Below are 12,468 nucleotides of genomic sequence, written 5' to 3' on the forward strand. Positions count from 1 at the left end.
CAGGCTTGGGGTCACTTCCCCAGCGTGACCTCATCCAGCACCCACATCGCCGGGCGCGTGTCGCCGGTGAAGTTGATGCACAGGTCACCGGTGCCCTGGGAGCCCTTCGGCAGCGTCGCACGCAGCGTCACGAAGCCATCGGCATCCGGCGTGGCCGGCAGCGGCACTTCGGCCAGCACCTTGCCGCTGCAGTCGCCGCGACGCACCAGCATCTCGCCATGCGCACGCTTGGCCTTCTCGAAGCGACGCTTGGGCTCGTCGTGGGCCAGCTGGAAGTAGTACGGAATACGCCCCGCGCGGACTTCCACGCTGCCGATGCCGTCCAGCTGTGCCTGTGGCCAGCGCCAGCATGGCTGGAAGATGTCCACGTTGAACACTGCGCGGTTTCCCTCGCGCGGGCCATCGTCTTCCAGGCGCAGCACCAGCCCCTTCTTGCCTACGCAGCTGAGCAGTTCGTCACTGCGGCGGCTGAGCAGCGATTGCGCACTGAAGTCCGCGACCGTCGGCTTCGCCGCCAGCATCTGGCCCTGGTAGAACGCGGCGGCCTGCACCGTGGTCGGCAGCGTACTGGTCAGCGGCTGCCGGTACAGCGGCGACTGCGCCGTCACCGGCTGGCCATCGGTGCTGTAGCGCACTTCATAGCCCAGCGGGTTGGCCAGCGACACGGTCACCGTGTTGGCGGCGCGGTTGTCGGTGTAGTCCACGCCCACTTCGAACGGGGTCTGCGCGTAGGCCAGGCCCCAGGCGCGGTAGCGTTGCAGCTGCGCGGGCAGGCGCGCGAGGAAATCGCGGAAGTCGCGATGTTCCGGCGTGCTCCAGCCGGTCTCGGCCACCGCGGCCAGGCGCGGGAACAGGTTGTGCTGCAGGCGCGCATAGGTGCGCGTGTGTTCGGTGAACATGTTGGCCTGCAGGCCGAGGATGTGCCCGCGCTTGTCAGCGGCCAGCTCGGCCGGCACGGGCTCGAAGTTGTACAGCTTGCCGAGGTTGACCTGGGCCGGGCGGCCCGGCGGTTCGTTCGGCGAGGCCGTCTGCAGGTAATCCAGATAGAGGTAGCCCACGGGCGACATGACCACGTCATGGCCAGCACTGGCCGCGGCCAGGCCACCTTCGGTGCCCTGCCAGGACATCACCGTGGCCTGCGGCGGCAGCCCGCCTTCAAGGATTTCATCCCAGCCGATCAGGCGCCGGTCGTGCTCCTCCAGGAAGGTCTCCAGGCGCTTGATGATGTGGCTCTGCATGGCCATTTCATCCTTGATGCCCAGCGCACGCATGCGCTGCTGGACCTGCCTGGAGGCTTCCCACTGGTCCTTGACCGCCTCGTCGCCGCCGACGTGCACGTACTTGGCCGGGAACAGTTCGATCACTTCCTCCAGTACGTTCTCGAGGAAGGTGACAGTACTGTCTTCCACGTTGAACAGGTTCGGGAACACGCCCCATTCGCTGATCGGCTTCAGCGGGGTATTGATCGAACCCAGTTCCGGGTATGCGGCAATCGCTGCGGTCGCGTGCCCCGGCACATCGATTTCCGGAATCACCTGGATATGCAGCTTCGCGGCATAGGCAATCACTTCGCGGATCTGGTCCTGCGTGTAGAAGCCGCAATACGGATGCTCCTTGCCAGTGACCGGATCGATGCCACCGTCGCCGGCCGGCAGGCGGCAGCTGCCCACTCCGGTCAGCTTCGGATAGCGCTTGATCTCCATGCGCCAACCCTGGTCATCGGTCAGGTGCCAATGGAAGGTGTTGAGCTTGTGCGCGGCCATTGCGTCGAGCACGCGCTTGATCTCGTCCAGGCTCTGGAAATGCCGCGCCGAGTCGAGCATGAAACCGCGCCAGCTGAAGCGTGGCGCGTCCTGGATCTGCACCGCTGGCAGCACGCCGTTGCTGCCGCCGGTGGCGAGCTGGGCGAGGGTGGTTGCGCCGTAGAACAGGCCGGTTTCGTTACCGGCCTGTACCACTACGCCCTGTGCGGTGCTTTCCAGCGTGTAGCCCTCGCCGCTGTCGCGGAAGGTGGGCACGATCTGGAAGCGGATGCCACCGGTCCTGGCCGCCGCCTTGCCCTTGGCCAGCCCCAGGCGCGGGCCGCCACTGCGCGCCAGCAGGTCGGCGAACTGGCTGGCGACGCGCTGTGCGGCCTCGCCTTCGGCCTGCAGCACGGTATCGGCGCGCACGGTGATGCCGCTGCCCTGGCCAGGCTGCACATTGCTGGGGGCGGGAATCAGCATCAGGCTGCCGGCACGCAGCTGCGGGCCGGGTGCCTCAGCGGCCGGCATGGGGTCGGCGGCAAGTGCCGGCAGTGCCGGCAACAGGGCGAGCAGGCTGCCCAGCAGCACTGCGCTGCGCATCCGGGCGCGGGAAGGCTTGACCATCGGTACGACTCCTTGGAACGGTGCGATGAACGCTATACATGAAAAACGCCGGGCCCGGAATGACCCAGGCCCGGCGTGCGTGCACGACTCGGCGATGTTGCCGCCGCTGGATCAGTACTTGAAGCGGAAGTTGAGGTAGTACTGGCGACCGTTGCTGTAGAACGAGGTCGGGATGGCCGCGGTCTGGTAGTACTTGTAGGTCGGGTTGTTGAGGTTCAGGCCATCCAGGGTGATGCTCAGCCAGTCGGTGGCCTTGTAGCTCAGCGACGCCGACAGCGTGCCGAAGTCATCCTGGTAGTACGGATTGGTGCCCGACAGGCTGATCAGGAACGAGGAACGGCGGGTATAGCTGACGCGGGCGCCAAAGCGCTCGTTCTCGAAGTAGGCACCCACGTTGTAGGTGTTCTTCGAGGTGCCCAGCAGGTTGTGCGAGCCGTCCGACCAGGTGTGCGAGGTGGTGCCGTTGGCGTAGGTGTAATTGGCATTGACGCCGAAGTACTCGCCGATCGGCTGTTCGTAGGCCACTTCCACGCCGGTGACCTTGCCGTCGGCATTGATCGGGGTGGAGATCTGGTAGGTCTCAAGCTGGTTGGTCAGTTCGCTGTACAGCTGGCGCGAGACCACGTCGAAGGCGATGTAGTCCTTCAGGTTCATGTGGTACGCGCCCACCGACAGCAGGCCGCGCGGCATGAAGTACCACTCCAGGTTGGCGTCCAGGTTGGTCGACAGGGTCGGCTTGAGGTTCGGATTGCCACCGCCGCCGGTGCGGTTCAGGTCCGAACCGTACGAGGAGGCACCCAGTGCCGAGTAGTCCGGCAGGGTCTGGGTCTGCGAGGCGGCGACGCGCAGCACCAGCGAGTCGTCCAGGTCGAACTTGATGTTGGCGCTGGGCAATACGCGGTTGCGCTTGTTCTGGAAGGCCAGGCGCTCCCACATGCCGAACAGGCTGCTGACATCGGCATCGGCGGCCTTGCTGACGGCGTTGTAGGTGTCGATGTCCTGCTTGATGTTGACGTAGCGCAGGCCGACGTTGCCGCTCCACCAGTCGCCGCGGAAGTTGGCCTGCACGTAGCCGGCGAAGTTCTTTTCCTTCACCTTCCACTCGGCGCCATAGTTGTGGCGACCGGTCGGGCCATCATTGCCGGCCAGCCAGGTGGAGTTGTTGGTCACCGCGTCCTTCAGCGCGCCCGGGGTGAAGTACCAGAGGTTGCGCGGGAAGGTGCCGCCGATGTCACCGGCAAAGCCGCTGGGATAGTTGGCCGTCGCACCGTTCTTCAGCGCGCTCCAGATGTCACCCGGGGTTGCACCTTCCGGCGACAGCGCTTCGCGCTTGTGGTCGGCGAAACGCAGGCCGAAGTCGATCGAGCTCAGCACGCCGCCATCGTTGAAGTACTGGTTGAAGTCGAGCGTGGCCCACTTCTCCTTGTCTTCAGCGGTGACCTGCTGGTTGCCCCAGGTGCCGAAGCTGGTCACGCCGTTGGGCGAGATGTCGCCGCCGACGTTCCAGTCGATCGGCGAGCCATTGCCGTGGGTAGCCCAGCTGGCGCCGCCGCCGTTGGCCAGGGTGACCTCGGCGATGTACTGGCGCGGCGTCTCGCCGGTACCCTTGGTGCTGCCGGCCTGGAACTTGGCGGTCAGGCTGTCGCTGATCTGCCAGTCGGCATCGAAGGTGACATAGCTCGACTTGGCCTTCGACTCGCGGTAGATCATGTCGTACACCGCATAGTCGGTGCCGGGCACGCCCTTGTAGTTGGCGTTGGTCAGCACGCCGTCCTTGACCACATAGCCCGGATCCGGCGCCTGCGACTTGGCGAAGCTGTTGCCGAACATCATGAAGTTGCGGTTGTAGTTGTTCGCCTTCAGCTCGGAGCTGAAACCATTGAGGCCGAGGGTGAGGCTGTCGCTCGGCTTGAACTGCAGCGAGACCAGGCCGCCCTTGCGCTCGCGGGTCTGTTCGAACAGGGTCGAACCCAGCAGGCCCGGAACGTTGACGCCGATCAGGTCCGGATTGGTCCTGGCGACCGGATCGTTTGCGCCGATCTTGAAGAAGCCACCCGGGATTTCCTGCGCTTCACGGCGCAGTTCGCGCTTCTGGCTGAAGCCCTGCACCATCACGCCGAAGGTGCCTTCGTCGTTCTTGTAGTTGAACAGCGCCGAATATTGCGGGTCGTTCGACTTGGCCTGGTCCGAGCGCACCAGGCCGATCGAGCCTTCCGCGGTGAACGGCTTGGAGAATTCCAGTGGCTTGCGGGTGATGATGTTGACGGTACCGGTGGTGCCGCCGTCCTGCAGCTTGGCCTGCGAGGACTTGTTCACTTCCACCGAGCTGACCAGTTCGGACGGCAGCAGCGAGTAGCTGACGCTACGGCCGACGTTGTTGCCCTGGCTGAGCACGAACCAGTCGGCCGAACCGACGGTGTGGCCGTTGATCAGGGTCTGGGTCAGGCTCGGGCTGGTGCCGCGCAGGCTGACACGGTCGGCTTCGTCGAAACCGCCTTCATCGGCGCTGGACGAGCTGATGTTGACGCCCGGCAGGCGCTGCAGGGTGTCGGCGACGTTGTGCGCCGGCAGCTTGCCCACGTCCTCGGCGGTGACCACTTCCACGCGCGCATTGGCTTCGCGCTTGGTGTCCAGCGATTTTTCCATCGAACCACGGATGCCGGTAACGGTCACGGTGTCCAGGTCGGTGGCGGTCGGGGCAGCCTGCTGCGCGTGCGCACTGAAGGCGATGCAGCTGACGATGGCGGCCGAAAGCAGGGTCTTGCGGGTATTCATGATGTCTCTCCTCATCACTCGATTGGATGCCGGCGGCGGTGTTCGATAACGGTTGCGATGACATGCGCGGGGCGGCGGCGAAGTCCCGTGCGTTGGCGTGCCACGTACTGCGTGCTGCGATTGCGTTGAAGCCTGTTGCGGTGTCAGGCGGCCGACTGCTGCTGCAGGTACCAGCTGGCAGCGCCGACCACGCCCAGCTGGCCGTGTTCGACGACCTTCACCGGGATGCGTGCCAGTGCTTCGCCCATCGGCCCCTTCTGCAGGTAGCGTTCGACGAAGGTGCTGGCGTGCAGGTATTCGCGGATCTGCGGCAGGATGCCGCCGGCCAGGTAGACGCCACCGTGGGCACCATAGAACAGGGCCATGTCGCCGATGGTGCTGCCGAGCAGGCCGCAGAACACATCCAGCGCCTGGCGCGCGTGCGCATCGGTATCGGCCATGGCGGCGGCGGTGACCGCATCGGGGCTGGCCAGCGTCGGTGCCTGCCCCTGCAGCGCGCACACCGCGCGGTACAGGTTCATCAGGCCCGGGCCGGAGATCGCATGCTCGATCGACACGTGCGCGCGGTCGCGCTGCATGTGGCGGACGATGGCCATTTCCAGTTCGGTGCTGGCGGCCAGGGTCGGCTGGCCGGCTTCCGTCGGCAGCACCACCGGGCCGTGCGCAGTGGGGATCCACAGCGCGGCGCCGAGGCCGGTGCCGGGACCGACCACCAGAGTCGGGCCACGCGTGCCGGTGTCCGGCCCGCACAGGTGCAGCACGCCGCTGGCGTCCACCTGCGCAGCGGCATAGGCCACCGCTTCGAAGTCGTTGACGATGTAGACCCGCTGCAGGCCGACATCGGCCTCCACCTGGCGTGCCGACAGCGGCCACGGCAGGTTGGCGGTGATCACCGTGCCGTCCTCGCGGGCGTAGCCGGCGCTGGCGACCACACAATGCGTGGGCCGCGGGCCTTCGCCGAGGAAGTCGGACAGGATCGCGCTGAGGCCGGCATGGTCGGCGTTGCGGTACTTGCGGTATTCCAGCACCTGCACCGGATGGGCGGTGTCACCGCTGGCCTGGACCCGGGCCACGCGCACATGGGTGCCACCGACGTCCGCGGCCAGGAACGAGGGCGCGACGCGGGACAGGACATGCGACGGGGCGGGGTGGCTGGCGGTCACGCGGGCTCCTGCTGCAGGTGGGGCTGGCCCCGGGATCGGGGGCAGCGATTGGGGCGGAGTCTGTAACCGCGCTGACAACGATGTCAACGAGTTCGTGACACTTTCGTTGCTGCGCCGCAACGAATGCGACAGGCAGTAAACGTTTACATGGCGTGAGTGCGGGTTTCACGTGGGAACCGTTGCTGCATGGGGCTCTAGGCCTGGCGCGCATTCAGCGCGGAGCACCGCAATCGACTTGCGCAGTGCAGCACGAGGTTGAAGGGGCGTGCATGGAAGTTGACAAACCGCCGTTGTCCACCGAAAGAATGTGACAACGTTGTTCCCAGCCACTCTCCGACGCCGCGTTCTGCGGCTGTCGCCGCAGGAGCCCTCCTGATGTCCGCCGTCCCCGCTGCAAGCGCGCGCCCGAACGTGGCCACCTCCATCGCCATCGTCGGCGTGTTGTTCTTCCTGATCGGCTTCTTCACCTGGCTCAACGGCCCGTTGATCACCTTCGTCAAGCTCGCCTTCGAGCTCAGCGAGGTCGGCGCCTTCCTGGTTCTGATGGTGTTCTACCTGTCCTACTTCTTCCTGGCCCTGCCGGCGTCGTGGATCCTGCGCCGCACCGGCATGAAGAAGGGCCTGAGCCTGAGCCTGCTGGTGATGGCCGGTGGTGCCGCCCTGTTCGGCGAATTCGCCACCCAGCGCTGGTACCCCGGCGCACTGGGCGGCCTGTTCGTGATCGGCAGCGGCCTGGCCCTGCTGCAGACGGCCATCAACCCGTACATCTCGATCCTTGGGCCGATCGAAACGGCGGCGCGGCGCATCGCGTTGATGGGCATCTGCAACAAGATCGCCGGCATCCTGGCGCCGATCCTGATCGGCACGGTGGTGCTGCATGGCATTGGCGATCTGGACGTGCAGGTGCAGGCGGCCGATGCCGCGACCAAAGCCGTGCTGCTGAACCAGTTCGCCGCCAAGATCCATGCTCCGTACCTGGCCATGGCGGCGCTGCTGGTGGTGTTGGCGGTGGCGATCCTGTTCTCGCCGCTGCCGGAAATCAAATCGTCCGAAGCCAACGCTACGCCGGTGGCCGCCGGTGCGGTCGAGCGCCGCAGCATCTTCCAGTTCCCGCACCTGTGGCTGGGCGTGCTGTGCCTGTTCGTGTACGTGGGCGTGGAAGTGATGGCCGGTGATGCCATCGGCACCTACGGCCATGGCTTCAACCTGCCGCTGGACGAGACCAAGATGTTCACCGCCTTCACCCTGGGCGCGATGCTGGTCGGTTACGTGGTCGGCCTGCTGGTGATTCCGCGGGTGGTGTCGCAGTCGCGCTACCTGACCATTTCGGCGGTGCTGGGCGTGGTGTTCTGCCTGGGCGCGTGGGCAACGCACGGCTATGTGTCGGTGGCCTTCGTGGCCTTGCTGGGCTTTGCCAACGCCATGATGTGGCCGGCCATCTTCCCGCTGGCCATCCGCGGCCTGGGGCGCTTCACCGAAACCGGTTCGGCCCTGCTGGTGATGGGCATCGCCGGTGGCGCGATCATTCCGCAGCTGTTCGCTCTGCTCAAGCAGCACATCGATTTCCAGCTGGTGTTCGTGCTGCTGATGGTGCCCTGCTACCTGTACATCCTGTTCTATTCGGTGGTGGGCCACCGCGTGGGCCTGCCGCAGGACCGGAGCTGATCGGCGATGATGGACGGCAGCCAACCCCAGGAAAAACCGATGCGCAGAGCGACCATCAAGGACGTTGCCGAAAAGGCCAAGGTCTCGCTGAAGACGGTATCGCGGGTGATCAACAACGAGCCCTCGGTGATGCAGGCCACCCGCGCGCGGGTGCTGCGTGCCATCGCCGAGCTGGACTACGAGCCCGATCCGTCCGCGCGCAACCTGCGCAGCGGCACCACCTTCGTGATCGGGCTGGTCTACGACAACCCGAACCCGTACCACATCATCGGCGTGCAGAACGGCGTGCTCGCCGCCTGCCGCGAGACCGGGTTCGGCCTGCAGATCCATCCCTGCGATTCCAGTTCGCCGCTGCTGGCCGATGAACTGGCTGACTGGGTGCAGCGTTCGCGCCTGGCCGGGCTGGTGCTGACCGCACCGATGTCCGAGCGCCGCGACCTGATCCAGGCGCTGACCGCGCGTGGCATCAAGCTGGTGCGCATCATTGCGGCCACCGAAGATCCGGCCGACGGTGCCTGCGTGTTCGTCGACGACCGCGAGGCCGCCTACGAGATCACCGAACACCTGATCCAGCTGGGGCACCAGCGCATCGGCTTCCTGTGGGGGGGCAGCTCGCACCGCTCCTCGGGCGAACGCTATGCCGGTTATGAGGCCGCGTTGAAGGACTACGGCATGACCGTGGACAAGCACCTGGTGGTGCAGGGCGACTACACCTTCGACGACGGTTTCCGTGGCGCGCGCCGCCTGCTGGCGCTGCGCGAACCGCCTACCGCCATCTTCGGTTCCAACGACGAAATCGCTGCCGGCGTGCTGGCCGCCGCCAAGTCGGCCGGCATGAACGTGCCCTACGACCTGTCCATTGCCGGTTTCGAGGACAGCCCGTTCTCGCGCCAGTCGTGGCCGCCGCTGACCACCGCCAAGCAGGCCACCGAAGACATCGCCCGCCATGCCGCGCGCCTGCTGATCGCGCAGCTGCGCAGCGACGCCTACGACGATGCGCCGGCACCGCTGCACAACCAGGGCTTCGTGCCGCAGCTGGTGGTGCGCGGTTCGACCGCGCCGATGCGCCCGGCCGGCGCACGCCCCCTTCCTTCCGATCCTGCCTGAGCCTGCCATGTCGCTGTCAGACCCCACCGCTACCCTGATGTTCGCCGAGGCCGCTGAAGCGGCCGACGTGGTTGCCCGCCAGTTCTCGCGAAACCACGCCACCCTGGAAACCCTGGCCGCCAGCCTGCGTGCCGCGCCGCCGCCGTTCGTGGTTACCTGTGCACGCGGCAGCTCCGACCACGCCGCCACCTATGGCAAGTACCTGCTGGAAACCCAGCTGGGGCTGGTGGTCGCGTCGGCCTCGCCATCAGTGGGCTCGGTCTACGCCGCACCATTGCAGCTGCGCGGCGCACTGTTCATCGTCATCTCGCAGTCGGGCAAGAGCCCGGACCTGCTGCGCAACGCCGAGGCGGCCAAGGCCGCCGGCGCGCGCGTGATCGCGCTGGTCAACGTCGAGGATTCACCGCTGGCGCAGCTGGCCGACACGGTCATCCCGCTGCATGCGGGCCCCGAGAAGAGCGTTGCAGCGACCAAGAGCTACCTCGCCTCGCTGGCCGCATTGCTGCAGCTGGCCGCGTACTGGAAGCAGGACAGCAGCCTGCGTGCGGCGCTGGACCTGCTGCCGGACGCGATGCGTGAAGCCTGGCAGTGCGACTGGAGCGCGGTGACCGAAGGCCTGGTCGAGGCCACCAACCTGTTCGTGCTCGGCCGTGGCCTGGGCCTGGGTGCGGCGCAGGAAGCGGCACTGAAGTTCAAGGAAACCTGCAGCCTGCACGCCGAAGCCTACAGCTCGGCCGAGGTCAAGCACGGCCCGATGGCGCTGGTCGGCCGTGGCTTCCCGGTGCTGGCCTTCGCCCAGCCGGACGAGACCGGCGCCGGTACCCGTGCAGTGGTCGATGAATTCACCGCACGTGGTGCGCAGGTGTGGATGGCCGGTGCCGGCGGCAACCTGCCGGTGGCGGCCGCGCCGCATCCGCTGTGCGCACCGCTATTGACCGTGCAGAGCTTCTATCGCGCCATCAATGCGCTGGCGCTGCGCCGTGGCTTCAACCCGGACCTGCCGCCGCATCTGAACAAGGTTACGGAGACGGTGTGATGGCGACGGTGCTGCGCAATGCCCGCATCCTGGCCGGCGATGAGTTCCGCGACGACCTGGCGGTGGTGATCGAGGACGGTCGCATCAGCGCGCTGCTGCCCGATGCCGCGCCGCAGCTGGGCCACGCGGCCGAGCAGGTGGACCTGGGGGGCGGCTGGCTGCTGCCCGGCTTCATCGATGTGCAGGTCAATGGCGGCGGCGGCGCGCTGTTCAACAACACGCCGGACGTGGCGGCACTGCGCACCATCGCGCAGGCGCACCGCCGCTTCGGTACCACCGCGATGCTGCCGACGCTGATCAGCGATGACGTGGCGGTGATGCGCGAAGCCATCGGTGCAATGCGCGAGGCCATCACGCAGGGCGTGCCGGGCGTGATCGGCATCCATCTGGAGGGGCCGTACATCGCGCCGGCGCGCAAGGGCACGCACGATGCCAGCAAGTTCCGCGTGCCGGACGAAGCGGAGATTGCGCTGGCCGCATCGCTGGATAACGGCGTGACCCTGCTGACGCTGGCGCCGGAGCGCGTGCCGCTGGAGACCATCCGTGCGCTGGTCGAGCGTGGCGTGATCGTCGCTGCTGGGCACACTGCAGGCACCTACGAAGAGATCCGCGCCGGCCTGGATGCCGGCGTGCGCGGCTTCACCCATCTGTACAACGCGATGTCGCCGTTGCAGGGCCGCGAGCCCGGCGCGGTGGGCGCTGCGCTGGAAGACCGCGACAGCTGGATCGGCATCATCGTCGATGGCGTGCATGTGCACCCGGCCAGCCTTCGCGTGGCGTTGGCGGCCAAGCCGCGCGGTCGCCTGCTGCTGGTGACCGATGCGATGCCGCCGGTTGGAGCCGACGATCCCAGCTACGTGCTGTATGGCGAAACCATCACCGCCATCGATGGCGTGGTGCGCAATGCCGCCGGTTCGTTGGCCGGCTCGGCGCTGGACATGGCCACCGCCGTGCGCAATACCGTGCAGCTGCTCGGCCAACCGCTGGCCGAAGCGGCGCGCATGGCGTCGACCTATCCGGCGCAGTTCCTCAACGTCGACGACCGCCTTGGCCACATCGCCGAGGGCTACCAGGCCGACCTGGTGCTGCTGGATGACGCCCTGCAGGTGCGTGGTACCTGGATTGCCGGACAGTACGAGGCCGCCTGATGAACAGTACGCCGCCACGCCGTCTGGGCTCGATCGATGCCCTGCGCGGCATCACCGTGGCGGCGATGCTGCTGGTCAACAATCCGGGCGACTGGAGTGCGGTGTTCGCGCCGCTGCGTCACTCGGAATGGCATGGCTGCACGCCCACCGACCTGGTGTTCCCGTTCTTCCTGTTCCTGGTGGGTGTGTCGATGGCCTTCAGCGTGGCACCGCGCGCGCTGGATGCCGCTGCACGGCCAGCATTGGCGCGCGGGGTGCTGGAGCGTGCACTGCGCATCCTGCTCGCCGGCGCGTTGCTGCACCTGTTGATCTGGTGGGCGCTGCATACCCATCACTTCCGCATCTGGGGCGTGCTGCAGCGGATTGCGGTATGCGCAGCGTTGGTGGGTGTTCTGGCGGTGTATGCGCGGCCGCGCGTGCAGGCTGGCGTGCTGGTCACGCTGCTGGTGGGCTACACCGTGCTGCTGCTGGGCATCGGTGATCTGGCGCCATGGACCAACCCGGCCAGCCGCCTGGACACCACGCTGTTCGCACCGTGGATCTACCAGTGGCACGCCGATACCGGACTGGGCCATGACCCGGAAGGATTGCTGAGCACGCTGGGTGCGCTGGCCAGTACCGTGCTCGGCCTGATTGCCGGTGGCCTGCTGCGCAACGGTCGTGCGGCGGCATTGGCTGGCCTGGGTGTGGCAACCGCCGTGCTGGGGCTGCTGCTGGCCACGGTGCTGCCGTTGAACAAGCAGCTGTGGACGCCCAGCTACGCGCTGTGGACCGGGGGCCTTGCCGCGCTGGCACTGTGGCTGAGCCACGTGCTGATCGACCAGAAGGGATGGCCCGCACTGGGCCGGCGCTTCGGGGTCAATGCAATTACCGCCTATCTTGGCGCATCGGTGATGTCGGTGGCGCTGATGGCGACCGGCGCGTGGGGCTGGATCTGGCAGCAACTGGCCGCCGCGATGCCGCACGCGCTCGAGCTGGCGTCGATGCTGCAGGCGCTGGCGTTCGTCGCGCTGTGGTGGGGCGTGGGGTGGTGGCTGGACCGGCGGAAGATCTATCTGAAGATCTGACGGCTCCGGGTCGGATCCCTTTCCGCAGGAAAGGGCTCTGACCCAACCCGGGAGGCCGCCTCATCCAGGCATGGGCATGACTCCGCAAAGGTGAACGATTTCAGGCACGTAGAGGTCAGGTGATGCCCGATCAAGTTC

The 12,468-nt window shown here is 66.9% G+C and carries 8 protein-coding genes; 5 read left to right on the forward strand and 3 right to left on the reverse strand.

From position 1 onward, the window contains the following. Window positions 1-11 precede the first annotated feature (11 nt). From VG561_RS11870 to VG561_RS11880, 3 genes are all read right to left on the reverse strand, one after another. Window positions 12-2,369, reverse strand: coding sequence for a beta-N-acetylhexosaminidase (locus VG561_RS11870; protein ID WP_014648424.1), 2,358 nt, complete (start codon window positions 2,367-2,369; stop codon window positions 12-14). A 111-nt stretch (window positions 2,370-2,480) separates the two neighbouring features. After that, window positions 2,481-5,144 carry a TonB-dependent receptor gene (locus tag VG561_RS11875; protein WP_046432541.1) on the reverse strand — a complete coding sequence of 888 codons (2,664 nt, stop codon included), beginning with the start codon at window positions 5,142-5,144 and terminating at the stop codon, window positions 2,481-2,483. A 143-nt stretch (window positions 5,145-5,287) separates the two neighbouring features. Continuing rightward, window positions 5,288-6,307, reverse strand: a complete 1,020-nt coding sequence (locus tag VG561_RS11880; RefSeq protein ID WP_111205667.1) for a glucokinase family protein — start codon at window positions 6,305-6,307, stop codon at window positions 5,288-5,290. 375 nt (window positions 6,308-6,682) lie between these two features. On the opposite strand from VG561_RS11880, the gene VG561_RS11885 reads away from it, so the two are divergent. From VG561_RS11885 to VG561_RS11905, 5 genes are read left to right on the forward strand one after another with little or no spacing between them, the layout of a single operon-like run. Continuing rightward, window positions 6,683-7,972, forward strand: a complete 1,290-nt coding sequence (locus VG561_RS11885) for a sugar MFS transporter (protein WP_241887116.1) — start codon at window positions 6,683-6,685, stop codon at window positions 7,970-7,972. Window positions 7,973-8,011: 39 nt separating this feature from the next. Continuing rightward, entirely contained in the window at window positions 8,012-9,079 is a 1,068-nt protein-coding gene (locus VG561_RS11890) for a LacI family DNA-binding transcriptional regulator (protein ID WP_005411045.1), read from the forward strand. Between the two features lie 7 nt (window positions 9,080-9,086). Next, window positions 9,087-10,115 carry an SIS domain-containing protein gene (locus tag VG561_RS11895; protein WP_014648419.1) on the forward strand — a complete coding sequence of 343 codons (1,029 nt, stop codon included), beginning with the start codon at window positions 9,087-9,089 and terminating at the stop codon, window positions 10,113-10,115. Further along, window positions 10,115-11,263, forward strand: coding sequence for an N-acetylglucosamine-6-phosphate deacetylase (gene nagA / locus VG561_RS11900; RefSeq protein WP_053495105.1), 1,149 nt, complete (start codon window positions 10,115-10,117; stop codon window positions 11,261-11,263). The genes VG561_RS11895 and nagA overlap by 1 nt, the downstream gene beginning before the upstream one ends. Next, window positions 11,263-12,330, forward strand: a complete 1,068-nt coding sequence (locus VG561_RS11905; protein WP_262093041.1) for an acyltransferase family protein — start codon at window positions 11,263-11,265, stop codon at window positions 12,328-12,330. The genes nagA and VG561_RS11905 overlap by 1 nt, the downstream gene beginning before the upstream one ends. Window positions 12,331-12,468: the final 138 nt, after the last annotated feature.

Origin of the sequence: Stenotrophomonas sp. CASM110 (genome assembly GCF_049384345.1) — a bacterium.
Classification (GTDB): domain Bacteria; phylum Pseudomonadota; class Gammaproteobacteria; order Xanthomonadales; family Xanthomonadaceae; genus Stenotrophomonas; species Stenotrophomonas muris.